Annotated in this window: 24 protein-coding genes and 1 other RNA gene; 14 read left to right on the top strand and 11 right to left on the bottom strand. The window is 64.5% G+C overall.

Going from position 1 to position 22,717, the window contains the following annotated elements; all coding sequences use genetic code 11:
• The first annotated feature begins 33 nt into the window (after positions 1-33).
• From BUB53_RS03445 to BUB53_RS03435, 3 genes are all read left to right on the top strand, one after another.
• On the top strand, positions 34-480 hold the full coding sequence (locus BUB53_RS03445) for a phasin, PhaP (RefSeq protein WP_073033705.1): 447 nt from the start codon (positions 34-36) through the stop codon (positions 478-480).
• A gap of 142 nt (positions 481-622) precedes the next feature.
• Positions 623-1,180, top strand: coding sequence for a polyhydroxyalkanoate synthesis repressor PhaR (gene phaR, locus BUB53_RS03440; protein WP_073032733.1), 558 nt, complete (start codon positions 623-625; stop codon positions 1,178-1,180).
• 7 nt (positions 1,181-1,187) lie between these two features.
• On the top strand, positions 1,188-2,153 hold the full coding sequence (locus tag BUB53_RS03435; RefSeq protein ID WP_073032721.1) for a LysR family transcriptional regulator: 966 nt from the start codon (positions 1,188-1,190) through the stop codon (positions 2,151-2,153).
• Positions 2,154-2,163: 10 nt separating this feature from the next.
• Here the strand turns inward: BUB53_RS03435 and BUB53_RS03430 are convergent, their stop codons facing one another.
• The 6 genes from BUB53_RS03430 to BUB53_RS03405 all read right to left on the bottom strand — a co-directional run bounded on the left by BUB53_RS03430 (position 2,164) and on the right by BUB53_RS03405 (position 9,323).
• Positions 2,164-3,372, bottom strand: coding sequence for a DegT/DnrJ/EryC1/StrS family aminotransferase (locus BUB53_RS03430; protein WP_073032709.1), 1,209 nt, complete (start codon positions 3,370-3,372; stop codon positions 2,164-2,166).
• Between the two features lie 173 nt (positions 3,373-3,545).
• Positions 3,546-4,850: an NAD(P)/FAD-dependent oxidoreductase gene (locus BUB53_RS03425; RefSeq protein WP_073032707.1), complete on the bottom strand. Its 1,305-nt coding sequence runs from the start codon at positions 4,848-4,850 to the stop codon at positions 3,546-3,548.
• A gap of 48 nt (positions 4,851-4,898) precedes the next feature.
• Entirely contained in the window at positions 4,899-6,245 is a 1,347-nt protein-coding gene (locus tag BUB53_RS03420) for a glutamine synthetase family protein (RefSeq protein ID WP_073032705.1), read from the bottom strand.
• A gap of 1 nt (position 6,246) precedes the next feature.
• Entirely contained in the window at positions 6,247-6,924 is a 678-nt protein-coding gene (locus tag BUB53_RS03415; RefSeq protein ID WP_073032704.1) for a type 1 glutamine amidotransferase, read from the bottom strand.
• Positions 6,925-7,020: 96 nt separating this feature from the next.
• Positions 7,021-8,337 carry a glutamine synthetase family protein gene (locus BUB53_RS03410; RefSeq protein ID WP_073032702.1) on the bottom strand — a complete coding sequence of 439 codons (1,317 nt, stop codon included), beginning with the start codon at positions 8,335-8,337 and terminating at the stop codon, positions 7,021-7,023.
• A gap of 293 nt (positions 8,338-8,630) precedes the next feature.
• On the bottom strand, positions 8,631-9,323 hold the full coding sequence (locus BUB53_RS03405; protein WP_073032699.1) for a metal-dependent hydrolase: 693 nt from the start codon (positions 9,321-9,323) through the stop codon (positions 8,631-8,633).
• A gap of 128 nt (positions 9,324-9,451) precedes the next feature.
• On the opposite strand from BUB53_RS03405, the gene gatC reads away from it, so the two are divergent.
• The 6 genes from gatC to BUB53_RS03375 all read left to right on the top strand — a co-directional run bounded on the left by gatC (position 9,452) and on the right by BUB53_RS03375 (position 13,737).
• A complete protein-coding gene (gene gatC / locus BUB53_RS03400) occupies positions 9,452-9,739 on the top strand; it encodes an Asp-tRNA(Asn)/Glu-tRNA(Gln) amidotransferase subunit GatC (protein ID WP_073032697.1) in 288 nt (95 codons plus the stop codon).
• Positions 9,739-11,226: an Asp-tRNA(Asn)/Glu-tRNA(Gln) amidotransferase subunit GatA gene (gatA, locus tag BUB53_RS03395; protein ID WP_073032695.1), complete on the top strand. Its 1,488-nt coding sequence runs from the start codon at positions 9,739-9,741 to the stop codon at positions 11,224-11,226. The genes gatC and gatA overlap by 1 nt, the downstream gene beginning before the upstream one ends.
• 38 nt (positions 11,227-11,264) lie before the next feature.
• Positions 11,265-11,999 carry a hypothetical protein gene (locus BUB53_RS03390; RefSeq protein ID WP_073032693.1) on the top strand — a complete coding sequence of 245 codons (735 nt, stop codon included), beginning with the start codon at positions 11,265-11,267 and terminating at the stop codon, positions 11,997-11,999.
• 1 nt (position 12,000) lies between these two features.
• Positions 12,001-12,717 (top strand): N-acetylmuramoyl-L-alanine amidase, encoded by a 717-nt coding sequence (locus tag BUB53_RS03385; RefSeq protein ID WP_229709447.1) that lies wholly within the window; start codon positions 12,001-12,003, stop codon positions 12,715-12,717.
• Positions 12,718-12,728: 11 nt separating this feature from the next.
• Positions 12,729-13,133: RNase P RNA component class A (gene rnpB, locus BUB53_RS03380), an RNA gene on the top strand.
• 94 nt (positions 13,134-13,227) lie between these two features.
• Positions 13,228-13,737: a DUF2244 domain-containing protein gene (locus BUB53_RS03375; RefSeq protein WP_073033703.1), complete on the top strand. Its 510-nt coding sequence runs from the start codon at positions 13,228-13,230 to the stop codon at positions 13,735-13,737.
• Between the two features lie 19 nt (positions 13,738-13,756).
• Here BUB53_RS03375 and BUB53_RS03370 read toward each other — a convergent pair whose 3' ends face one another.
• Positions 13,757-14,215 carry a GatB/YqeY domain-containing protein gene (locus BUB53_RS03370; RefSeq protein WP_073032692.1) on the bottom strand — a complete coding sequence of 153 codons (459 nt, stop codon included), beginning with the start codon at positions 14,213-14,215 and terminating at the stop codon, positions 13,757-13,759.
• 187 nt (positions 14,216-14,402) lie between these two features.
• On the opposite strand from BUB53_RS03370, the gene carA reads away from it, so the two are divergent.
• A complete protein-coding gene (gene carA, locus BUB53_RS03365; RefSeq protein ID WP_073032691.1) occupies positions 14,403-15,551 on the top strand; it encodes a glutamine-hydrolyzing carbamoyl-phosphate synthase small subunit in 1,149 nt (382 codons plus the stop codon).
• Positions 15,552-15,628: 77 nt separating this feature from the next.
• Positions 15,629-17,566 (top strand): glycosyltransferase, encoded by a 1,938-nt coding sequence (locus BUB53_RS03360; RefSeq protein ID WP_234983209.1) that lies wholly within the window; start codon positions 15,629-15,631, stop codon positions 17,564-17,566.
• Here the strand turns inward: BUB53_RS03360 and BUB53_RS03355 are convergent.
• On the bottom strand, positions 17,540-18,184 hold the full coding sequence (locus BUB53_RS03355; protein ID WP_073032690.1) for a GntR family transcriptional regulator: 645 nt from the start codon (positions 18,182-18,184) through the stop codon (positions 17,540-17,542). The two genes, BUB53_RS03360 and BUB53_RS03355, sit on opposite strands and share 27 nt — an antisense overlap.
• A 113-nt stretch (positions 18,185-18,297) precedes the next feature.
• On the opposite strand from BUB53_RS03355, the gene BUB53_RS03350 reads away from it, so the two are divergent.
• The 3 genes from BUB53_RS03350 (at position 18,298) to BUB53_RS03340 (ending at position 20,522) form a co-directional block, all read left to right on the top strand.
• The gene (locus BUB53_RS03350) at positions 18,298-18,942 is read left to right on the top strand and encodes a pyrimidine 5'-nucleotidase (RefSeq protein WP_073032689.1); all 645 of its coding nucleotides are present in this window, start codon (positions 18,298-18,300) and stop codon (positions 18,940-18,942) included.
• A gap of 88 nt (positions 18,943-19,030) precedes the next feature.
• A complete protein-coding gene (locus BUB53_RS03345; protein ID WP_073032688.1) occupies positions 19,031-19,255 on the top strand; it encodes a hypothetical protein in 225 nt (74 codons plus the stop codon).
• Between the two features lie 64 nt (positions 19,256-19,319).
• Complete coding sequence (locus BUB53_RS03340; RefSeq protein ID WP_073032687.1) at positions 19,320-20,522, top strand: UbiH/UbiF family hydroxylase; 1,203 nt, start codon at positions 19,320-19,322, stop codon at positions 20,520-20,522.
• A 33-nt stretch (positions 20,523-20,555) separates the two neighbouring features.
• On the opposite strand, the gene BUB53_RS03335 is transcribed toward BUB53_RS03340, so the two are convergent.
• The 3 genes from BUB53_RS03335 to BUB53_RS03325 all read right to left on the bottom strand — a co-directional run bounded on the left by BUB53_RS03335 (position 20,556) and on the right by BUB53_RS03325 (position 22,701).
• Positions 20,556-21,683 carry an aminotransferase class V-fold PLP-dependent enzyme gene (locus BUB53_RS03335; RefSeq protein WP_073032685.1) on the bottom strand — a complete coding sequence of 376 codons (1,128 nt, stop codon included), beginning with the start codon at positions 21,681-21,683 and terminating at the stop codon, positions 20,556-20,558.
• A gap of 107 nt (positions 21,684-21,790) precedes the next feature.
• The gene (locus tag BUB53_RS03330; RefSeq protein WP_073032682.1) at positions 21,791-22,249 is read right to left on the bottom strand and encodes an Lrp/AsnC family transcriptional regulator; all 459 of its coding nucleotides are present in this window, start codon (positions 22,247-22,249) and stop codon (positions 21,791-21,793) included.
• A complete protein-coding gene (locus BUB53_RS03325; protein ID WP_073032680.1) occupies positions 22,246-22,701 on the bottom strand; it encodes an Lrp/AsnC family transcriptional regulator in 456 nt (151 codons plus the stop codon). Before BUB53_RS03325 ends, BUB53_RS03330 begins: the two co-directional genes overlap by 4 nt.
• Positions 22,702-22,717: the final 16 nt, after the last annotated feature.

Raw genomic sequence — 22,717 nt, 5'->3', positions numbered from 1 at the left:
GTCCCGCGGACCAGCAAAACCGAGGAACTACCAATGGCCAAAGCACAAGACTTCACCACCGTCATGAAAGACATCATGGGCGCATTCCCCGTCGACACCAAGGCGATGGAAGACGCGTTCAAGAACCAGGCCGCCCTGAGCGAAAAGCTGTCGGGCGTTGCCCTGGACGCCGCTGAAAAGTCGGCTGAACTGTCCAGCAAATGGACCAAGGAAACCCTGGCCAAGATGTCGGACATGACCAAAGCCAAGGCAGAGCCGGCCGACTACGCCAAGGCGCTGACCGATTTCGCATCGGCCAATGCCGAAGTGGCTGCCGAAAACATGGCTGCCTTCGCCGAAATCGCCAAGAAAGTTCAGATGGACACCGTCGAACTGATGATGGCTGCGGGCAAGGACATGCAGGAAGACGCCGCAAAGGCCGTCAAGAAAGCCACCGACGACGCAACGGCGGCTGCCAAGAAAGCCACCACCGTCAAGTAAGCGCGGTGTGAAACATACGGTTCGATCCATCCTCCCTGATCGGCCGGTATGACAGGGGCGGGCCCATAGCGGCCCGCCCTTTCTTTTTGTGCTGCACTGGCATAAGCTATGCTGCAGCGCTGAAACATGGGAGGATCGCGACGTGGCCGACACCGAAAAGCCGTTGCTGATCAAACGCTACGCCAGCCGGCGTTTATACAATACCGAGACGTCCGATTACGTGACGCTGGACGATATCGCCGAATTCATCCGGCTGGGCCGCGAGGTGCAGATCATCGACCTCAAATCCGGCGACGACCTGACCCGGCAATACCTGTTGCAGATCATCGCCGAACACGAAAGCCGGGGCGACAATGTCCTGCCGATCAACGTACTGACCGATCTGGTGCGCAGTTACACCAATCAGGCCACCAGCGTTGTGCCCGATTTCCTGGCTGCCAGTTTCGAGATGCTGCGCGAGGGGCAATCGGCCATGGTCGAGAACATGACCAAGGGCAACCCGCTGGCCAGCATGCCGGGCATGGACGCCATGCGCGCCCAGCAGGAGGCGTTTCTCAAGGCGATGACCGGCGGCTTTGGCGGCATGACGAGCGCCCCCGCGCGCGAGGACGACGCCAAGGACGAGGATCAGGAAGACCTCGACGCCATCCGCAAGCAGCTGTCGGAGTTGCAGGACAAGCTGTCGAAGATGAACAAGTAACGCTGGCATGGTCGATAGTCCGGGCCGGATAACCCTGTGGGGGATCGAGGTGTTCATGGCCGCGGCGGATGAACGCTCGATCTCGGCGGCGGCGAAACGCCTGGGGGCCAGTCCGTCGGCGGTCAGCCAGCAGTTGACCAATCTCGAAGGCGCGGTCGGGGCCACGTTGCTGCAACGCAACGCGCGGCCCGTGCGCCTGACCCCCGCGGGCGAGATCATGAAGCGCCATGCGCAGGTGATCCTGAACGAGGCCACGCAGGCGCGCGCCGAACTGGCCATGTCGGACCTGTCGATGCTGACGCGGTTCCGCCTTGGCATGATCGAGGATTTCGAGGCCGACGTGACCCCGCGCCTGCTGACCCACATGGCCGACGAATTGCGCGGCTGTCAGTTCCTGCTGGAGACCGGGGCCAGCCATTACCTGTACGATCTGCTGGATCAGCGCACGCTCGACGTGATCGTGGCCGCCGATCTGGGGGCGGGGAGCGATTGGGCCGAGGTGCATGCGCTGCTGCGCGAGGGGTTTGTCGCGGCCGTGCCGAAGGGGGCGATCGACCAGGGGGGCGACGTGCTGCGCCAGCTCAAGCGGCTGCCGCTGGTGCAATACACGCAGCGCCATTACATGGGCCGGCTGGTCAGCGCGCATCTGACGCGGCAGAACCTGACCTTGCGCCACCGCTTCGAGATCGACAGTTATCACGCAACGCTGGCGCTGGTCGGGCAGGGCTCGGGCTGGAGCATCCTGCCGCCGCTGGCGCTGATGCGGGCGCAGCGCTTTGCCGATCAGATCGACGTGATGGAACTGCCGTTCGAGCCGCTGAGCCGCACGATCAGCCTGATGGCGCGCAAGGATATTCTGGGCGAGATGCCGGCGCAGGTTGCTGCCACCCTGCGCCCGATCCTGCAAGAGCGGATCGTTACCCCGGCCATTGCCGCGCATCCGTTTCTGGCCGACCGCCTGACGCTGCTGTGACGCGCCGGTTTCAGGTGCCGTAGGCCAGTGCTTCGCCCATCACATCGTTTGCCGCCTGAACCAGCGCGTCGGCGATCAGGTCCAGTTCGGGCCGGGTGAGGCGTGCGGGCAGGCGGGCGTCGCAGGCGCGCATCAGCATGGCGCGCGTCCGGGGCAGGTCGCCCGGCGCTTCGGGCAGGAACTGCCAGTTCCAGAAGGCGCGTGCGTTGTCGGTGGACAGCCCGAACACCTGCACCTTGACGCCCCGTTCGGCGGCCGCGGCGGCAAAGGCGCGTGTGTCCTCATCGCTCATGTTCACGAGGTTGAACTGGATGGAATCCGGTGCGCGCTCTTCGGGGGTGAGCTTGTCGGGGACGTTCAGCCACGGTGACACATTCAGTTGCGCCGCGACATAATCGTGGTTGGAGCGTCCGTCGCGGACCCGGCGGGGGATTTCGGCAATCTGTGGGCGGATGATGGCCGCGCTGAGGTTGTTCATGCGCAGGTTATAGAGCGGCAACTGGTTCTGCCATGTCGCAAAGGCGGCGCGCAGGGCGTTATCGCCGCCCCTGATGTGCTTGGACCAGTTATGCTCGTAAGCGCCGGACATGATCACGGCGCGGGCGATCAGATCGGCATCGTCGGTGACCATGATCCCGCCTTCGCCGGCATTGACCAGCTTGTAGGACTGGAAGCTGAAACAGCCCACTTGCCCGATCGTGCCGATATTGCGGCCCGCCCATGTGGTGCCGAGCGAATGCGCGGCGTCCTCGATCACCGGGATGTCGCGGGCGGTGCACAGAGCCATGATGGCGTCCATGTCGCTGGTATGGCCGCGCATGTGGCTGATGATGACGGCCTGCACATTGTCCAGTTTGGCGGTGAAATCGTCGATGTCGATGCGGTAGTTCTCGCCCACTTCGCAGAGCACCGGGATGCAATCGGCATGCACCACCGAAGAAGGCACGGCGGCGAAGGTGAAACCGGGGATCAATACCCGTGCATCGCGCGGCAGGCCGAGCGCCTTGAGCGACAGGAACAGCGCCGCCGAACAGGACGAGACCGCCAGCGCGTATTTGCTGCCCAGATGATCGGCGAACTCCTGCTCGAGCAATGTGACGGGGGCGTTTTCCGGCGCGGTATAGCGGAACAGATCGCCTGATTGCAGCATGCGGTCGATTTCGGCGCGGGCGGCTTCGGGGATGGCTTCGGCGTCGTAGACATTGGGCGGCAGGGTCATTCTTTTCGGCTTTCCTGAACTATCTTTTCGGGAAATCTAAAACAAAGCGGCGTAAACCCAAAGCGAAAATTCTGTGACAGGCTGCCGCGCCCATGGGTAGGGGCGCGTGCCGTTCCCGGCACCGGGAGAAGGATTGCAGGTATCCTGGGGGCGCGGCACAGACCTGTCGCGGCTCAGACGCCCATCCGGTCGCGCATCGCGTACCACGTCATTGCCAGCACCAGCAGCGGCGCGCGCAGGGCGCTGCCGCCGGGGAAGCGTGGGGCCGGAACGCGCGAGAGCGTGTCGAACCCTTCGGCCTGCCCGGCGATGGCGTCGGCCATCAGCTTGCCCGCATGGGTCGCGGTGCCCACGCCATGGCCGGAATAGCCCGAGGCCGACAGCATGTTGGGCCCAAGCCGCGCCAGATAGGGCATGCGTTTCATGGTGATGCCAAGGGTGCCGCCCCATGTGTAGTCGAAACGCACGTCGCGCAGGTGGGGGAAAATCTCGGCCATGGGTTTGCGCACGGTCGCGCCGATATCGGACGGGAAACGGTAGCCATAGCTTTCGCCGCCGCCGAAGAGCAGGCGATTGTCGTGGCTGAGGCGAAAGTAATTGACCACGAACCTGGTGTCGGCCACGGCGATATCGCGGGCCAGCACCCTTGCCGCGTCGTCCCCCAAAGGTTCGGTTGCGGCGATGAAATTGTTGATCGGCATGACACGGGCGGCGACCTTGCGGTCGAGCCCGCCCAGATAGCCGTTGCAGGCCAGAATGACGTGATCGGCTGTCACGGCGCCCTTGTCGGCCTGCACGCGGGCGGGCTGGCCCTTGTTGATCTGCGCCACCAGCGTGTTTTCGTATATCCGCACGCCCGCATCGCGCGCGGCACGGGCCAGCCCGAGCGCGTAGTTCAGCGGGTGCAGATGCGCCGCCGTCATGTCGAGCGTGCCGCCCACATAGCGCGGCGAGGGGCAGATCGCCTGTGCCGCGTCGCGATCCAGCTTTTCCAATGCGGTATAGCCGTAGCGCGCCGCCAGATGATCGGCATAGGCGTATTCGGCCTCGACCTCGCGCGGGGTGAAGCACATATGCGCGATGCCGGGTTTCAGATGGCAGTCGATGGCGTGTTTCGCGATCAGGGACTTGACCAGATCCTTGGCGTCTTCGGCCAGATCCCACAGTTTCGCGGCGTCCTCGTGCCCGACGAGCTTTTCCAGCCCGTCCTGCTCCATCCGTTGCCCCGAGCCCAACTGACCGCCATTGCGCCCCGACGCGCCAAAGCCCACGCGATGCGCTTCGAGCAGCACCACGTCATAGCCCCGTTCGGCCAGATGCAGCGCCGCCGACAGCCCCGTATAGCCCGCGCCAACGATGCAGACATCGGCCTTTTCCTGCCCGCGCAGGGGAGCGAAGGCAGGTAGGTCGTTGGCGGTGGCGGCGTACCAACTGGGCGGATACCGGCCCTGACGGTCATTGGCGAAGAGCAGGTTCATGGCTTTGTCCTGGCAAAAGACTTGCGGTGCTGCGGGCGCATGGCCCGTTCAGACGTTCAGCAGCAGGTGCTCACGCTCCCAGGGGCTGATGACTTGCAGAAATTCCTCGTATTCGGCGCGTTTGACGATGGAATAGACGCGCGCGAAGTCCGGCCCGAGGAGATCGTGCAGGTCGGTGGCGTTGTCGAACATGTCGAGCGCCGTGCCGAGAACGCGGGGAATGTCGGCCTCGCCCGCATAGGCATCGCCCTTGAACTCCCCGTCCGGGGTTTCCTGGTTCATGATGCCCAGAAGGCCGCAGGCAAGGCTGGCGGCGATCCCCAGATACGGGTTGCAGTCCATCCCGGCCAGACGGTTTTCCACGCGGCGCGCTTCGGGCGGGGCGAGCGGCACGCGGATGCCGGTGGTGCGGTTGTCGCGCGCCCAGGCGAGGTTGATCGGCGCGGCGTGGTCCTTGACGTAACGGCGGTACGAGTTGACGTAGGGCGCGAGCACGGCAATCGCGTCGGGCAGGTGTTTCTGTAGCCCGCCGATGAAGTGATAGAACATCTCGGTTTCACTGCCGTCCTTGTCCGAGAACAGGTTCTCGCCGGTCCTGGCATCGAGGATCGAGTGATGCACATGCATCGAACTGCCCGGTTCGTCCTCGATCGGTTTGGCCATGAAGGTGGCGAAACAATCGTGTTTCAGGGCCGCTTCGCGGATCAGCCGTTTGAAGAAGAACACCTCGTCGGCCAGTTTGACCGGGCTGCCGTGGCGCAGGTTGATTTCCAGCTGCCCGGCGCCGCCCTCCTGCGTGATGCCGTCGATCTCGAAGCCCTGCGCCTCGGCGAAGTCGTAGATGTCGTCGATGACGGGGCCGAACTCGTCGACGGCGGTCATCGAATAGGCCTGACGTGCGGCGGCGGGGCGGCCCGAGCGGCCCATCATCGGTTCGATCTCCTTGGCCGGGTCCAGATTGCGGGCCACGAGGAAGAATTCCATTTCCGGGGCGACCACGGGTTTCATGCCGCGTTCGTGGTACATCTCGACCACGCGCCTGAGCACGTTGCGCGGGGCAAAGGGAATGGGGCTTCCGTCGCGGTCGAAGGCGTCGTGAATCACCTGAAGCGTCCAGTCGCCGGTCCACGGCGCGGCGGTGGCGGTGGTCATGTCGGGGCGCAGGATCATGTCGCGCTCGATGAACCCCTCTTCGCCCCAGTCGCCGGTGATCGTCTGGTAGAAGATCGAATCGGGCAGGTGAAAATGCTGCTGGCGCGCGAACTTGCTGGCCGGAACGGCCTTGCCGCGGGCGATGCCGGGCAGGTCGGCGACGATGCATTCCACTTCGTCGAGGCGGCGGCCTTCGAGATAGGCCTGCGCCGGGTCGGGCAGGGTGTTGATCCAGTCGGACATTTCAGGACTCCCGCTTGAAAAAGGCGGCCATACGCGCGGCGATGGCGTCGTTGGCGATTGGGTCGGACAGGCGGTTTCGGGCCGCGTCCAGTTGGGCATCGGGCACCACGCCACGGCCCCGGTGGTCGATCAGTTGTTCGATCATGCGCGCGGTGAATTCGGGGTGCGGCTGGATCGTCCAAATCCGGTCATCATAGATCAGCGCGGCGTTTTCGCAGAAATCGGACGAGCCGACGACGCGTGCGCCTTCGGGCAATTCCACGACCTGATCCTGATGCCAGGCGTTGAGCGGCAGGGTCCGGCCCTCGATCCGGTATTCCGTCGGGCCCACAGACCAGCCGCCGGGAAACTTGACGACCTTGCCGCCAAGCGCCTGCGCGATGATCTGATGGCCGAAGCAGACGCCGATCATGGGCCGCCCGTCGGCATGGACGGCACGAATGAACTCTTCCAGCGGCGCGATCCAGTCGTGATCCTCGTACGCCCCGTGTTTGGAGCCGGTGATCAGCCAGCCATCCGCCGCATCGGGGCTGTCGGGAAACTCGTTGTCGACCACGCTCCATGTGGCGAAGTCGAACCCGTGCCCGTCCAGCAGGCGCGCGAACATGGTGTCGTAATCGCCCAGTTCGCCCAGCACGATATCGGGGGCGTGGCCGGTTTGAAGGATGCCGATCTTCATGGGGTCTCCATAATTTGATCAAATTAAGGCTAGCGCAGCATGGCGCGTGCGGCAAGCCCTTTCAGTTCAGCGCGGCGGTGGCCCGAAGGCAAGGGGTTACACCGTTTCCAGATAGGTTTTCCACCATGCCTCGTGCGGGATGGCCGACATGGCGGAAAGTTCCTGCCGCTTGGTCATCACCAGATTGCGGATCAGGCCCGACGGCAGGATGCGCGCGATCAGCTCCGAGGCTTCGAAGCGGTCGATGGCGGTTTGCCAGTCGGCGGCGAGGCCGGGCAGGTTCAGATCATAGGCGTTGCCGGTGATCGGGGCGGGGGGTGTCATGGCGTCTTCGATCCCGGCCATGGCCGCGCCGAGGATGGCGGCGAAGCTGAGATAGGGGTTGATGTCGCCGCCCGCGACACGGTGTTCGATGCGCCGCGCGGCGGGTGGCCCGCCGGGGATGCGAATGGCCGCCGTGCGGTTTTCATAGGCCCAGGCCGCGCCGGTGGGCGCATGGGCGCCGGGCACCAGCCGGTCATAGCTGTTGGCATGCGGCGCGAACAGCAGCGTCGCGGGCGGCATCCCCGCAAGGCATCCCGCCACGGCGGCGCGCAGGGTGTCGGTGCCCGCTGCGCCGCCATTGTCGAACACGTTGCGCCCGTCGCCGTCCAGCACCGAGAAATGCATGTGCATCCCGTTGCCCGCATCCTCGTCGAAGGGTTTGGCCATGAAGGTCGCGGCAAAGCCGTGGCGGCGCGCGAGCCCCTTGATCAAGGCCTTGAAAAGCCATGTGTCATCGGCGGCGCGCAGCGCGTCCTGATGATCGAGCGTGACCTCGAACTGGCCGATTCCGGCCTCGATCGTGGCGGTCTGGGCCGGGATGCCCATGGCCGCGCAGCCCTCGTAGAGCGCGGTCAGGAAATCGTCGAAGGAATCCATCTGCGACATCGACAGGATGCCTGGCGCATCCAGCCGCCGCCCCGAGCGCGGGCTGCGCACATGTTTGAGCGCATCGCCGCTGTCGTCGACCAGCGTGAATTCCAGTTCGGTCGCGGCCACCACCTGCCAGCCGCGTGCGGCATAACGCTCCAGCACCGCCTCCAGCGCATGGCGCGGGTCGCCGTCAAACGGCGTGCCGTCCTCGTGATACATGGTCATCGGGATCAGGGGCTGTGGCGCGTTCAGCCAGGGCAGGGGCACCGGCCCGCGACCGGTGGGGCGCAGCACGCCGTCGGCGTCGCCGGTTTCGAAGACCAGCGGCGAATTTTCGATATCCGCGCCGAAGATGTCCACGTTCAGAACCGACAGCGGCATGCGCACCGCGCCGCTGTCGAGCTTGGCGGCATAGTCGCCGGGCACACGCTTGCCGCGCATCTGTCCGTTCAGGTCGCAGGCGGCGACACGGATCGTGGGATAGTCTGACAGTTCCATTGGGCGGCTCCTGAACGTGGATCGCGCAAAGGCTAGCCCAGGGGGCGCCGGGATGCCACAATAATTTGATCAAAATATTTTCGCCGTCCGGCGCGTCGGTATCACGTCGGTATCGTGTCGGTATTCCGCCGGTGCGCAACGGTATAAAAACAGGGGCCGCGGCCCCTGCTTCTTCTTGCCGGAATACTCCGGGGGTGAGGGGCGTCCCGGAAACGATCCGGGGGATCGTTTCAGCCCCGAACGGGCGGAGCTCCGGACAGGCCGCTTGCGGCGACGGGGGCAGCGCCCCCTTCCTAAAGCTCGATCGCCTGCATCACCTCCGGTTCGATCACATCGACGCCGGGCAGGGCGCGCGCCAGTTCCCCGGCGGATTGTTCGAGGATCGGGAAGGTCTTGTAATGGCATGGAACGACCGTCTTGAAATCAAAGAACGTCTTTGCCGCATAGGCCGCGCGTTTCATGTCCATGGTGAAATGCCCGCCTGCACAGAGGATGCCGATATCGGGGTGGTGCAGGTCGTTGAACACCTTCATGTCGGCCATCACGTCGGTATCGCCGGACAGGTAGATCGTGTGCCCTTCGCCCGCGATCATGTAGCCGCATTCGGTGCCCATCACCTGCGGGCCGTTTTCGGTTCCGACCGAGCTGGAATGCACCGCGTTCACCATCGTCAGCATCACGCCGCCCAGATCGACCGTGCCGCCCTTGTTGAAGCCCACGGTTTCGATCCCCGCATGTTCTTCCCAGTGCGACATCAGGTCGAACTGGCCGACCACCGGCACGCCGAGCTCCTTCGACAGCCGGGGAAGGTCGCCCGCATGGTCGAAATGCGCATGGGTCAGCACGATATGCGTCGCCCCGTCGAGCGCGGCCTTGTGCTGATCCGGCTCCAGCATCGGATTGCCGGTCAGCCACGGGTCGATCAACAGGACCAGCCCGCCGATTTCCAGCCGGAAGGAGGCATGTCCAAGCCATGTGAGTTTCATGTCCGTCTCCTATTGTTGTCCGATCTCACCCTAGCATGGCTGCGGCGGGGGAAAAGGCCCGCCATATGCTTGCGCCGCCCGTATCCGGGCGCTAAACGCTGGTGCGAATGGAAAACGGAGATTGATGCATGTCGATCGACAAGGACACCGCCGCCAAGGTGGCCAAGCTGGCCCGCATTCGCGTCGAAGAGGACGCGCTGCCGGCCCTGGCGCAGGAATTCAACGATATCCTCGGCTTTATCGAGCAACTGGCCGAGGTCGATGTCGAGGGCGTCGAGCCGATGACCGGCGTCACCCCGATGCGTCTCAAGCGGCGCGAGGATGTGGTGACCGAAGGCGGCATGCCCGACAAGATCCTGTCGAACGCGCCCGATGCGCGCGAGGGGTTCTTTGCAGTGCCGAAGGTGGTGGAATAATGTCTGAACTGAGCAAGCTGACCATCTCTGCCGCGCGGGACGCGCTGCGCAAGGGCGACGTGACCAGCCTCGAGCTGACCGAATCCTGCCTGTCGGACATCGAGGGTGCGGGCGCGCTGAACGCGTTCGTTCACCACACGCCCGATCTGGCGCGGGATCAGGCCAAAGCCGCCGATGAGCGCATCAGGGGCGGCGATGCGCCGGACATGTGCGGCATCCCCCTTGGCATCAAGGATCTGTTCTGCACCAGGGGCGTGCCCAGCCAGGCCGCAAGCGCGATCCTCAACGGCTTCCGGCCCGAATATGAATCGACCGTCACACAGAACCTGTTCGATGCCGGTGCGGTGATGCTGGGCAAGCTGAACATGGACGAATTCGCCATGGGCAGTTCCAATGAAACCTCGTGCTACGGCAACGCGGTGAACCCGTGGCGGCGTGGCAATGACGAGGCGGCGCTGACGCCGGGCGGATCGTCCGGCGGCTCGGCCAGTGCCGTGGCGGCCGATCTGTGCCTTGCGGCGACCGGCACCGATACCGGCGGCTCGATCCGCCAGCCCGCGGCCTTCACCGGTATCACGGGGATCAAGCCGACCTACGGGCGCTGTTCGCGGTGGGGGATCGTGGCCTTTGCGAGTTCGCTGGATCAGGCGGGTCCGATGACCAAGGATGTGCGCGACGCGGCCATCATGCTCGAGGCGATGTGCAGCCATGATCCGAAGGATTCGACCTCGGTCGATATTCCGGTGCCGGATTTCGAGGCGATGCTGACCGGCGACGTCAAGGGCAAGGTGATCGGTATTCCCCGCGAATACCACATGGAGGGCATGCCCGAAGAGATCGAGAAACTGTGGTCGGACGGTACGGCGATGCTCAGGGACGCGGGTGCGGAAATCCGCGACATTTCCCTGCCGCACACGAAATATGCCTTGCCTGCGTATTACGTGATCGCGCCCGCCGAGGCGTCTTCGAACCTCGCGCGCTATGACGGGGTGCGCTATGGCCACCGCGCGAAGCTGGAGCAGGGCGACGGCATCACCGAGATGTACGAGAAAACCCGCGCCGAGGGCTTTGGCGACGAGGTCAAGCGCCGCGTGATGGTGGGCACCTATGTGCTGTCCGCCGGGTTCTACGACGCCTATTACAACCGTGCCCGCAAGGTGCGCACCCTGATCAAGCGTGACTTCGAGCAGGTGTTCGGCGATGGTGTGGATGCGATCCTGACCCCTGCGACCCCGTCGTCGGCCTTCGGTCTGGGCGAGATGAAGGATGCCGATCCGGTTCAGATGTATCTCAACGACGTGTTCACCGTCACTGTGAACCTTGCCGGGCTGCCGGGGATTTCGGTGCCTGCGGGGCTGGACAAGCAGGGCCTCCCCCTGGGGCTGCAACTGATCGGGCGGCCCTGGGAAGAGGGCGATTTGCTGAATACGGCTTATGCGCTTGAACAGGCTGCCGGTTTTGTGGCCAAACCCGGCAAATGGTGGTAAGCAACCGATCAAAAGCTTCTGACGGCAGGACAAAGCAGATGCGTATTATCCTTGGTGCAACGGCCCTTGCGGCCCTTACGGCTTGTGCTCCGGCGGTTCCCGACAGCGGGGCCGGCGTGGGATTTGGCGACTATACTCAATATCAGGCCGAACGGCAGGCGCGTGAAACGCAGCTTGCGGGCACAAGCATACCGGCTCCGAACGCCGTGTCGTCCGAGACGCTGGACGGTGCGGCCATACCGGCAGGCGGGCAGGGCGACGATGCGGCGGATCTGGCTGCGGAAACGCAGGCCGCCTTGCGTGAGCAGGCCGCGAATTCCGGGCAGGCGGTGGTCCATGCCGATCCCGGCAACCCGCCGCCGCAAACCGTGACCACGGCCGACGGCATGTCGGAGGAAACCGATTTCGAAGCCGTGAGTTCGGAACGCTCCATCGAAAGCGACGCCGCGCTGATCGAACGCAACCGGGCGCGTTACAAGGTGATCGCGCCCGAGGCTCTGCCGGCGCGCAACGGCACGAGCGAACCCAATGTTGTGCAGTACGCCTTGCAGAGCAATCACCCCCGAGGCACGCAGGTGTTCAGCCGTCCGGGTCTGAACAAGGAGGCCAAGTTCCGCCGCAACTGCGCTGCTTACGCCTCGGCCGATCAGGCGCAGATCGACTTTTTGTCGAAGGGCGGGCCGCAGCGCGACCGTCTGGGGCTGGACCCGGATGGCGACGGGTATGCCTGTGACTGGGACCCACGCCCGTTCCGCAAGGCCGTCGGCGGCTGATATGTCCGGCGCGGTTGCGCAGCCCGATATCGTTCCAACCCCATCCCCCAATTTCGGGCCGCGCCGCCAGGGCGCGCTGCCCGATATGGTCGTTCTGCATTACACCGCGATGGAGAATGCCCGGACCGCGCTTGAGCGGTTGTGCGACGCGGCTGCCGAGGTGTCGGCGCATTACCTGATTTGCGAGGCGGGGACCGTCTGGCAGATGGTCGATGAGGATCAGCGCGCGTGGCATGCCGGGGCCGGGCAGTGGGGCGATGTCCGTGACGTCAATTCCCGCTCGATCGGGATCGAGCTGGCCAATACCGGCGCGCATCCGTTTCCCGAACCGCAGATGCGGGCGCTCGAGGCGCTATTGCGGGGGATCATGCGCCGCTGGAGCATCCCGGCCACGCGCATCATCGGCCATTCCGACATGGCGCCGGATCGCAAATCCGATCCCGGCCCACGGTTCGACTGGCAGCGGCTGGCGCTGCGGGGGCTGTCCATCTGGCCTCGGATCGGGGGCGAGCCGGGGGATTTTCTGCAAGACGCGGTGCGGTTCGGCTATGCCATTCCCGACGGAATGGATAACGATGCGGCGGTGGATCTGATCCTGCCCGCCTTTCGCCAGCGGTTTCGCCCCTGGGCGCGCGGGGGGCTGGACGCCACCGACCGGGCGCTGATGGCCGATCTTGCCGCGCGCTTCCCCATTGACCGCGCCGCGAGGGATGCCTAGATACCCCTTGCGCGGAAGGCCGGATGGCCGCGGGGTTCGCCCCGAGGAAAGTCCGGACTCCACAAGGCAACGGTGCCGGGTAACGCCCGGCCGGGGAAACCCGAGGGAAAGCGCCACAGAAAACAGACCGCCGCGTTTCGCGCGGTAAGGGTGAAACGGTGGGGTAAGAGCCCACCGCGGGGCTGGTAACAGGTCCGGCACGGCAAGCCCCACCGGGAGCAATGCCGAATAGGGATCGCGCGCGGGGGCCGGTCCCGGACCTCGGTTCGGGATACCGCCCGCAGGGACGTCTTGCCCCAGCGATCCGGGTTGGCAGCTTGAGGTGTCGTGGCAACACGGCATCCAGAGGAATGGTCATCCAGCCCCGGATCACGATCCGGGGTGGACAGAATCCGGCTTACAGGCCTTCCGCGCCGATATTCTGATCGTTCCGCTCTTCCGGCCATGTTTTTTGCCGCACGGGCGGAGTGCGGGCTTTTCCCGCGGCCTAGCCACGCTAGAATGCGGCTCATGCCCTATGAATGGTCTTCCGAAACGAGTGGGGCGCGTGTTTCGCGCCTCAGGCTCTGGCCGCACCGGTCGTTGCCCCGCAAGGGCTTTGCCGCGTTCATTCTGGGCACGTTCACCCTGATCACCGTGCCGCTCTATCCGCTGTTGGGCACCGTGGTTCTGTGGGGGCTGTTGCCGTTCATGTTGCTGGCCGTGGCCGGTATCTGGTGGGCGTTGGAGAAATCCTATCGCGACGGCGATATTTCCGAGGAACTGACCATCGACCCCGAGCAGGTTCACCTTGTGCGGATCAATCCGGGCGGGGTGCGTCAGGAATGGGAATGCCTGAGCTACTGGGCGCGCGCGCAGATGCACCCCACGGGCGGACCGGTGGGCCATTACATCACCCTGCGCGGGGCCGAACGCGAGGTCGAGATCGGCGCGTTCCTGTCCGAGGACGAGCGCAGGGCGCTTTATGGCGAGATTGTCGATGCGCTGCGCGCCGCGGCGGCACCGGACCCCGCGCAGTAGGCGGGGCGGTGCCGCGCGATCAGCTGAGTTTGTCCTTGATCCGGGGGCCGACCGCCCCGAAATCCATCTGGCCGGTATACTGTTCTTTCAGGCGGCCCATGACCTTGCCCATGTCGCGGATCGAACCGGCCCCGACTTCGGCAATGGCCGCGTCGATGGCGGCTTCGGTTTCCTTGTCGTTCAACTGACGGGGCAGGAATTCCCCGATCACGGCGATTTCCTGACGTTCGCGCTCGGCCAGGTCCAGACGCCCGCCTTCTTCATAGGCGCGGACGCTTTCCTGACGCTGCTTGGTCATCTTGCCGAGGATCGCGAGGATGTCGGTGTCGTCGACGCCCTGATCGCCATCGCCGCCGCGGCGGGCGATATCCTGATCCTTGATCGCGGCGTTGATCAGCCGCAAGGTTGCAAGGCGGGCTGCATCCTTGTCTTTCATTGCCTGTTTGAGGGCCGTGTTTACACGCTCTCGCAAGTTCATTCCGGTCCATCCCGTTTCAGAGTCACAAGTTCGCGACAATACAGAACCCGCACTGCGGTGACAACCATACGTCCGTATGTGTTTGCTGCGCCGCAGGGGCGGCAAGGCATGGCGATCTTGTGACTTGACCCTGTCGGGGCAGGCTCCTACATATCCGCCAATTTGCCCACATCCGGAGACTCGCCCCATGGCTCATGCGACCCAAGACCGCCCGACCGCCTGCCTGGCCCTTGCCGACGGGACGTTGTTTTACGGTAAAGGCTTTGGCGCGGCGGGGGAAACCACGGCCGAGTTGTGTTTCAACACGGCGATGACCGGATATCAGGAAATCATGACCGACCCGTCCTATGCCGGGCAGGTCGTCACCTTTACCTTCCCGCATATCGGCAATGTCGGCGTCAATCCCGAGGACGATGAAACCGCCGATCCGGTGGCCGAGGGTATGGTCGTCAAGTGGGACCCGACCGACCCCAGCAACTGGCGGGCCACGGAAACGCTGGCCGACTGGCTGGCCAAGCGCGGGCGCATCGCCATCGGCGGGGTCGATACCCGCCGCCTGACCCGTGCGATCCGCCAGCAGGGCGCACCGCATGTGGCCCTGGCGCATGACCCGGAGGGCAATTTCGACACCGTTGCCCTGGTGGAAAAGGCGCGTGCCTTCGCCGGGCTGGAAGGCATGGATCTGGCGCGGCGCGTCACCTGTGCGCAGTCCTACCGGTGGGACGAAATGCGGTGGGCATGGCCCGAGGGCTACAGCCGCCAGACGGATGCGAAACACAAGGTCGTCGCGATCGACTATGGCGCCAAGCGCAACATCCTGCGCTGTCTGGCCAGCGCCGGTTGCGAGGTGACGGTCCTGCCGGCGACCGCCACCGCCGAGGATGTTCTTGCGCTGAATCCCGATGGGGTTTTCCTGTCCAACGGCCCCGGCGATCCGGCCGCGACCGGGGCGTATGCCGTGCCGATGATCAAGGGCGTTCTGGACAAGGGTTTGCCGGTGTTCGGCATTTGCCTTGGCCACCAGATGCTGGCCCTCGCGCTTGGGGCGAAGACCGTCAAGATGAACCACGGCCATCACGGCGCGAACCATCCCGTCAAGGACATGGAAACCGGCAAGGTCGAGATCACGTCGATGAACCACGGGTTCGCGGTGGACAGCCAGACCTTGCCCGAGGGGGTCGTGGAAACGCATGTGTCGCTGTTTGACGGCTCGAACTGCGGTATTCGCATGACCGACCGCCCGGTGTTTTCGGTTCAGCATCACCCCGAGGCCAGCCCCGGACCGCAGGACAGTTTCTACCTGTTCGAGCGTTTCGCCGCGTCGATGGGTGCGTGACCTTCGACCGTTAACATCCTGTTAACACTTGATTTACCTGTGATTAATCTTTCTGGCCCATTGTGCGAGAGCACGGCATGGGCAAGGAGGGCCGTATGGGGATTTCGGAACTGCGCCAGCTTGGCGCGCGCGGCGATGTCCTTGCGGATGCGCGGGACACAGCCGGAACCGATCTGGTGCGGCGGGGGGTGGTCTCGTCCTCCGATCTGGCGCTTGCCTGGATCGTGCAGAGGCATTGCGATGCCGGACTGGACGATATCCTGCGCGCCGAAGGTCTGGCCGACAAGGATCGGTTGCTTGCGGCTCATGCGGCGCGGTTGGGTGTGCGGCGCGCCACTGTCGCTGACCTGACGCGACTGCCCGACTATCAAAGCGGCGTTGATCCCCGCAACCTGATAAAGAATGCGATCCTTCCGGTCATGGACCATGATGGACGGCCCGCGATTGTCACGGATGCTCCGCCGGAAACCGGCATTTTGAATAATGAACTGTCCGAAAATGGTATGTCGGCGCGGTTGTTGCTGGCGCCGCGGCACGCGGTGCAGGAGGCTGTCGCCAGTCGCCATCGGGAGGCATTGATCGCCTCGGCGCAGGCCCGCGTGCCCGAGGCGGAAAGTTGCCGCACATGGGGCGCGGGCTTTGGCCTGCGGCTTGGAGTGACGCTGACCTTACTTGCGGTTCTGGCGATCTTGTCGTTGGCGTTCCCGGTTGCCGTGTTCGGAGTGTTCGTGGGCTGGGCCGCATTTACCCTGATCGTGTCGGCGGGAATGAAAACAACGGCATTCGTGGCGCGCATGGCGGCGGGGGACGATGCACTGCCCATGCCCCCCGCACCTGACCGCAAGGCACCTTTGCCCAAGGTGTCGGTCCTCGTGCCGCTGTTTCGCGAGACCGAGATCGCGCATCACCTGATCGCCCGCCTGACGCGTCTGACCTATCCCAAATGCCTGCTCGATGTGGTGCTGGTGCTGGAGGAAGAGGACGATCTGACCCGACAGACGCTGGCCCAGATCGACCTGCCGCCGTGGATTCGCGCCGTTGTGGTGCCCGACGGACAGCCGCGCACCAAGCCGCGGGCGATGAACTATGCGCTGGATTTCTGCCGGGGCGATATCATCGGAATTTTCGACGCCGAGGATGCGCCGGACCCAGATCAGATCACCGCAGTCGCGCGCCGCTTTCAGCAGGCGCCGCCCGATCTGGTCTGCCTGCAGGGGGTGCTGGATTACTACAACCCGCGTCAGAACTGGCTGGCGCGCTGTTTCACCATCGAATACGCCACATGGTTCCGCATGATCCTGCCGGGTATGGCGAAACTGGGGTTCGCGATCCCGCTTGGCGGGACGACATTGTATTTTCGCCGCGACGTGCTTGAGGATCTGGGCGGATGGGACGCCCATAACGTGACCGAGGATGCCGATCTGGGGTTTCGGCTGGCGCGGCACGGCTATCGGACCGAGATGCTGAACACCGTCACCGGGGAAGAGGCCAATTGCAGGCTATGGCCCTGGATCAAGCAGCGATCCCGCTGGCTCAAGGGGTACATGACCACCTATCTGGTGCATATGCGGCGGCCTTCGGTACTGTACCGCCAGTTGGGCGCGTGGAAATTCTGGGGGTTTCAGGCGCATTTCGTTACGGCCCTGTCGCAATTCGTGCTGGCGCCGTTCCTGTGGTCTTTCTGGCTGATCCTGTTCGGGGTGGCGCACCCGCTGGATGCGGTCCTGCCGCGGGAGGTTCTTGTCGGTTTCGCCAGCCTGTTCCTGATGGTCGAGGCGATCAACATCGTGATCCACGCGGCCGCCGTGCGCGATCCGGTGCACCGGCATTTGTTGCCATGGGTGCCCATGATGCATGTCTACGCTCCGCTTGGCGCGATTGCCGCCTACAAGGCGCTTTACGAACTGATCCTGAAACCGTTCTTCTGGGACAAGACCACGCATGGGCTTTCGTTGCCGGAGGCCGCGCCGCCGGCGGGGCGGGCCGTGTCAGGCGATGGCGTTCACCTCGCCTGAATCCAGTTTCAGGCGGGTCACGAAAGCCTTGGAAATATGCGCTCTGAGGGCCTCGCCAGCGGCGGTGGAATCGCGCGCCTCGATGGCGCTGACGATGGCATCGTGTTCCTTCAGCGCATCCTCGGGGCGACCGAGCGCCGCCAGCGAGGTGGTGGCCATCAGCGCCATGGATCGGTGCACGAGGTCCAGTTGCTGCACGAGGAAGCGGTTGTGCGAGGCGAGATGGATTTGCTTGTGAAAGCGCCGGTTCGCGCGGGCCATGGCCTGCGGATCATTGAGCAGGGCGCGGTCGTCCTCGACCATGTCGCGCAGCACGCGCACCTCTTCGTCGGTGGCGTGGCGGGCGGCAAGGTTGGCGGCAAGCCCCTCCAGCTCGGCGCGCACCACGTAAAGCTCGGCCAACTGGTTGTGATCGAGCGACGCCACGATCAGGCTGCGCCCGTCGCGGGTGAGCAGGGATTGCGTTTCAAGCCGCTGCAACGCCTCGCGGATGGGCGTGCGCGATACGCCGAACCGTTCGGCCAGATCGCTTTCGACAAGGCGGTCGCCGGGCTTGTACAGCCCCATGTCGATCGCTTCGAGGATCAACGTATAGGCATCTTTCGGGGGCGTTTTCATAAGCGCGGTCTGTCCCTGTCATTTGTTGATTTGCGCGACACTAAGCGGGGAAGGGGGCTGCAATCAAGTGTAACGCGATTGCACCCATTGTCACGGCCGCCTAGATTGATGCCATGCCTAAGCAAGATTTCTCTCATGTTCGAAGCTGGGTCTTCGATCTGGACAACACGCTCTATCCGCCGCAAGTGCGGCTGTTCGACCAGATCGAACAGCGCATGACGCAATTCGTGATGGAGGCGCTGCATGTGGACCGCACCGAGGCCAACCGTTTGCGTCATCACTATTGGCGCGAATACGGCACGACACTGGCCGGTCTGATGCGCGAACACGGGATCGACCCCGATCCCTATCTTGTAAAGGTTCATGACATTTCCTTTGACGCCCTGACGCCGGACGAAGAGTTGCGCACCCGGATCGCGGCGCTGCCGGGGCGGCGGATCGTCTATACCAACGGCAGCGGGCCCTATGCGGAACGTGTGATTGCGCGGCGTGGCCTGTCGGGGGTGTTCGATGCCGTCTATGGGTTCGAACATGCGGGATACCGGCCCAAGCCCGAGCGTGCCGCCTTCGACGCGGTTCTCGCCCGCGACGGGATCACGCCACAGGACGCCGCCATGTTCGAGGACGATCCCCGCAATCTGGCGGCCCCGCACGCCATGGGAATGCGCACTGTTCATGTGGCGCCCGAACGTCAGGCGCTCGATCACATTCATCATCATACCGACGACCTGAGCGGTTTTCTGGCGCGGCTGGTCTGATCTGTCGCATGCGGCGAAATGTGCCTTTGCGGATCGGTGCACTGTCATATCTATGCCCCAAACCCAATCAAGCATTCGAGGAAACGCCATGACCGCATCAGAAACCGCAACCCGTGAAACCGCACAGGCCAGCCACGCGGCCCATCGCGACCCCGATATCGCCATCGCGGGTCCGATCCTGCTGACCGTTTTCGTCCTGCTGGCCGCCTGGGCGGGCAGTTTCGTGATGTGGGGCGTTCCGGGGCTTTACGTTCCGGCGGTTGCACTGGTTCCGGTGATGATGGGGCTGCTGATCTGGATTTCGCGGGGTTGAGGCAAATCGGCCGCTGGCATAGCCCGGCGGCCCGGCCTATGCTGCACGGCAGGAGGGCCTGGCCATGACTGCACCGGATTTCGATATTGTCGTTTCAGGCGGCGGCGTGGCGGGGCTGACCGCCGCGGCGGTGTTCGGGAACGCCGGGTTTTCGGTGCTGTGCGTCGATCCCGCCCCTCCGGTGACGGACCGCGATGCCAAGGGGGCCGATCTGCGCACGACGGCCTTTTTGCAACCGGCGCAGGCGCTGCTGGAGCGGGCCGGGTTATGGGCGCGTCTGGCGCCTCATGCGGCCGATTTGCAGATCATGCGCATCGTCGATGCGGGCGGCGAACTGGCCGAACCGCGCCTGACCAAGGAATTCGACGCCTCGGACATTTCGGACCGGCCCTTTGGCTGGAACCTGCCCAACTGGTTGCTGCGGCGCGAGATGGTCGCGCATCTGGAAAGCCTCGACACGGTCGCGTTCCGCCCCGGCACCGGCTTTGCCTCGCTTTTTACCCGAGAGGCCGAGGCGCGTGTCGGGCTGAGTGACGGCACGAAGCTGCGGTGCCGGTTGGTAATTGCCGCCGACGGGCGCAATTCGCCCGTGCGCGAGGCGACCGGGATTGGCGTGAAAACAATGCGTTATGGGCAAAAGGCGCTGGCCTTTGCGGTGACCCATCAGATCCCGCATGAAAACGTGTCCACCGAAATTCACCGCACGGGCGGGCCTTTTACGCTGGTGCCGCTGCCCGATTACGAGGGGCGGCCCAGTTCGGCCATTGTCTGGATGGAGGGCGGCCCCGAGGTGCAACGTCTTGCCGCGCTGCCCGTGTCCGAGTTCGAAGCGGCCATGAACGAGCGGTCCTGCCGGTTGTTCGGCCCCCTGACGCTGGCCTCGCGGCGCACGGTCTGGCCGATCATCAGCCAGCAGGCCGACCAGATGTATTCCGAGCGCGTGGCCCTTGTGGCCGAGGCCGCCCATGTGGTGCCGCCGATCGGGGCGCAGGGGCTGAACATGTCGCTTGGCGATATGCGCGTTCTGCTGGACCTGGCCGAGGCCGCACCCGACCGGCTGGGCGATCTGGCGATGCTGGAAAGCTATCACCGCCGCCGCCATTGGGAGGTGACTGCGCGGGTGCGGGGGATCGACCTGCTGAACCGTGCGTCGATGATGCATGCGCAGCCCTTGCGGGATGCGCGCGCCATGACGCTGAACGCGATCTATTCGCTGGCCCCGGTGCGCAAGACGCTGATGCAGCTCGGGCTTGGCGCGCGGGGCTGAACCGCCCCGCTGCCTGATGTGCTGTGCTGGCTTCTAGAGAACCTTGTCGAGCACGGTTTTCAGACGGTCGACCGTGCCGGGCACGTCATAGAGCTTGTCCAGCCCGAACAGGCCCAGCCGGAAGGTGCGGAAGCCCTCGGGCTCGTCACAGGCCAGCGGCACGCCCGCTGCGATCTGCATGCCTTCGGCGGCGAATTTGCTGCCGTTCTGGATGTCGGGATCGTCGGTGTAGCTGACCACGACGCCCGGAGCGCCGAACCCTTCGGCGGCAACGGATTTCACACCTTTTTCGGCCAGCACAGCCCGGACGCTGTTTCCCAGTTCCCATTGCGCATCCCGCAGCTTGTCGAAGCCATAATCGCGGGTTTCGACCATCGTGTTGCGGAAGGCGCGCAATGCGTCCGTGGGCATGGTGGCGTGATAGGCATGACCGCCGTTTTCATAGGCGGCCATGATGTCGCGCCATTTCTTCAGGTCCAGCGCAAAGCTGTTCGAACTGGTGTTTTCCAGCCGCTCGAGCGCGCGTTTCGACATCATGACAAGCCCTGCCGAGGGTGAGGCCGACCAGCCCTTTTGCGGGGCCGAGATCAGCACATCGACGCCGGTCGCCTTCATGTCGATCCATGCGCAGCCCGAGGCGATGCAATCCAGCACCAGCAGCGCGCCGACCTCATGTGCGGCATCGGCCAGGGCGGTGACATAGTCATCGGGCAGGATCAGCCCTGCCGAGGTTTCGACATGCGGGGCGAACACGACATCCGGCCTGGTTTCACGGATTTTCGCGGTCACTTCGTCAATCGGGGCCGGGGCGAAAGGGGTCTGCGCGCCATTGCCGGTCTGGCGGGCCATGCAGACGGTCGTGTCGGCGGCGAATTTTCCGGCGTCGAAAATCTGGCTCCAGCGGTAGGAAAACCAGCCGTTGCGAACGATCAGCGCATGCGCATCCGTGCCGAACTGCCGCGCGACGGCCTCCATCCCATAGCTGCCGCCACCGGGCACAAGGGCGACCGCATCGGCCTTGTAGACATCCCTGAGCATGCCCGAGATGTCGCGCATCACCTGTTGAAAGCTCTGGCTCATGTGGTTGAGCGAGCGGTCGGTGAACACCACCGAGAATTCCAGCAGCCCGTCAGGGTCCACTGTGTCGAGCAATGCGGTCATTTGGAATCTCCTTGCAGGTTTCGCCATAGTGCTAGCCTGTAGCGCGGGGGATGGCAAAGCCCGGATCGGGAGGGGGCCGGAGCGGGCGCGTTTCCTGCCCTGTCGGCCTAACCGATGGGACCGGGGCGGCGTTCTTCGCTCATCAGCACGTTCGCCTCGACATCGCCCACGCCCGGCAGGGTCATGATCCTGCGCCGCAAGACACGTTCGAAGTCCGAAATGTCACGGGCCACGATGCGCAGGCGATAATCATAAAGGCCAAGGATATGTTCCACGGTCTGCACTTCGGGGATGGCGGACACTGCGCGTTCGAAATCCTCGAGGCTGACACGCCCCTTGGTGGCCAGTTTGATGCCCAGAAAGACCGACACGCCAAAGCCCAGCTTTTCCTTGTCGAGATCCAGCCGCTGCCCCTTGATCACGCCGCTGTCGCGCAGCCGCTTGATGCGCCGCCAGGTGGCGGGTTGCGACAGGTTCAGCTTGCGGCCCAATGCGCTGGCGCTTTGGGTGGCGTCCTGCACCAGTTCGCGCAGGATCAGGCGGTCGGTCGTGTCCAGTTCGATCACAGGGGCAGAACCTCGTCGGATTTGATCTGGGCCACATGCATCAGGGCCTCGATATCGGCGATATGGGGCAGGGTCAGGATCGCGCTGCGATAGACCTGCTGATAATGCGCCATGTCGCGCGCAATGATGGACAGGCGCACATCGACACGGCCCAGGAATGTCTGGATTTCCACCACATCGGGCACCTGGCGCGCGGCCTGCATGAAATCGTCGAAGGCGCGGGGTTGGGTCTTGTCCAGTGTGACGCGAAGGGACACCGCCACCTCATACCCGAGCGCGCGCCAGTCGATGACTGCGCGATTGGCGCGGATGACGCCCTGCGCCTGAAGCTTTTCCAGCCGGCGTGCGCAGGTCGCGGGGGTCAATCCGGCGAGGTCCGCCAGGTCGGCGGGGCCGAGGCTGGCGTCGTGTTGGTAGTGGCGCAGCAGGCGCCGGTCGATATCGTCGAGCATGATATTTTTATATAGC

Source organism: Roseovarius pacificus (assembly GCF_900142665.1).
Lineage (GTDB): Bacteria > Pseudomonadota > Alphaproteobacteria > Rhodobacterales > Rhodobacteraceae > Roseovarius > Roseovarius pacificus.
This window is presented reverse-complemented; position numbering and strand designations above follow the sequence as displayed.

What these genes read in the sequence shown, in the direction of transcription:
- BUB53_RS03445 (WP_073033705.1), top strand. Translation starts at nt 34, where the DNA reads ATGGCCAAAGCACAAGACTTCACCACCGTCATGAAAGACATCATGGGC.
- BUB53_RS03435 (WP_073032721.1), top strand. Translation starts at nt 1,188, where the DNA reads ATGGTCGATAGTCCGGGCCGGATAACCCTGTGGGGGATCGAGGTGTTC.
- BUB53_RS03430 (WP_073032709.1), bottom strand. Translation starts at nt 3,372, where the DNA reads ATGACCCTGCCGCCCAATGTCTACGACGCCGAAGCCATCCCCGAAGCC.
- BUB53_RS03425 (WP_073032707.1), bottom strand. Translation starts at nt 4,850, where the DNA reads ATGAACCTGCTCTTCGCCAATGACCGTCAGGGCCGGTATCCGCCCAGT.
- BUB53_RS03420 (WP_073032705.1), bottom strand. Translation starts at nt 6,245, where the DNA reads ATGTCCGACTGGATCAACACCCTGCCCGACCCGGCGCAGGCCTATCTC.
- BUB53_RS03415 (WP_073032704.1), bottom strand. Translation starts at nt 6,924, where the DNA reads ATGAAGATCGGCATCCTTCAAACCGGCCACGCCCCCGATATCGTGCTG.
- BUB53_RS03410 (WP_073032702.1), bottom strand. Translation starts at nt 8,337, where the DNA reads ATGGAACTGTCAGACTATCCCACGATCCGTGTCGCCGCCTGCGACCTG.
- BUB53_RS03405 (WP_073032699.1), bottom strand. Translation starts at nt 9,323, where the DNA reads ATGAAACTCACATGGCTTGGACATGCCTCCTTCCGGCTGGAAATCGGC.
- gatC (WP_073032697.1), top strand. Translation starts at nt 9,452, where the DNA reads ATGTCGATCGACAAGGACACCGCCGCCAAGGTGGCCAAGCTGGCCCGC.
- gatA (WP_073032695.1), top strand. Translation starts at nt 9,739, where the DNA reads ATGTCTGAACTGAGCAAGCTGACCATCTCTGCCGCGCGGGACGCGCTG.
- BUB53_RS03390 (WP_073032693.1), top strand. Translation starts at nt 11,265, where the DNA reads ATGCGTATTATCCTTGGTGCAACGGCCCTTGCGGCCCTTACGGCTTGT.
- BUB53_RS03385 (WP_229709447.1), top strand. Translation starts at nt 12,001, where the DNA reads ATGTCCGGCGCGGTTGCGCAGCCCGATATCGTTCCAACCCCATCCCCC.
- BUB53_RS03375 (WP_073033703.1), top strand. Translation starts at nt 13,228, where the DNA reads ATGCCCTATGAATGGTCTTCCGAAACGAGTGGGGCGCGTGTTTCGCGC.
- BUB53_RS03370 (WP_073032692.1), bottom strand. Translation starts at nt 14,215, where the DNA reads ATGAACTTGCGAGAGCGTGTAAACACGGCCCTCAAACAGGCAATGAAA.
- carA (WP_073032691.1), top strand. Translation starts at nt 14,403, where the DNA reads ATGGCTCATGCGACCCAAGACCGCCCGACCGCCTGCCTGGCCCTTGCC.
- BUB53_RS03360 (WP_234983209.1), top strand. Translation starts at nt 15,629, where the DNA reads ATGGGCAAGGAGGGCCGTATGGGGATTTCGGAACTGCGCCAGCTTGGC.
- BUB53_RS03355 (WP_073032690.1), bottom strand. Translation starts at nt 18,184, where the DNA reads ATGAAAACGCCCCCGAAAGATGCCTATACGTTGATCCTCGAAGCGATC.
- BUB53_RS03350 (WP_073032689.1), top strand. Translation starts at nt 18,298, where the DNA reads ATGCCTAAGCAAGATTTCTCTCATGTTCGAAGCTGGGTCTTCGATCTG.
- BUB53_RS03345 (WP_073032688.1), top strand. Translation starts at nt 19,031, where the DNA reads ATGACCGCATCAGAAACCGCAACCCGTGAAACCGCACAGGCCAGCCAC.
- BUB53_RS03340 (WP_073032687.1), top strand. Translation starts at nt 19,320, where the DNA reads ATGACTGCACCGGATTTCGATATTGTCGTTTCAGGCGGCGGCGTGGCG.
- BUB53_RS03335 (WP_073032685.1), bottom strand. Translation starts at nt 21,683, where the DNA reads ATGACCGCATTGCTCGACACAGTGGACCCTGACGGGCTGCTGGAATTC.
- BUB53_RS03325 (WP_073032680.1), bottom strand. Translation starts at nt 22,701, where the DNA reads ATGCTCGACGATATCGACCGGCGCCTGCTGCGCCACTACCAACACGAC.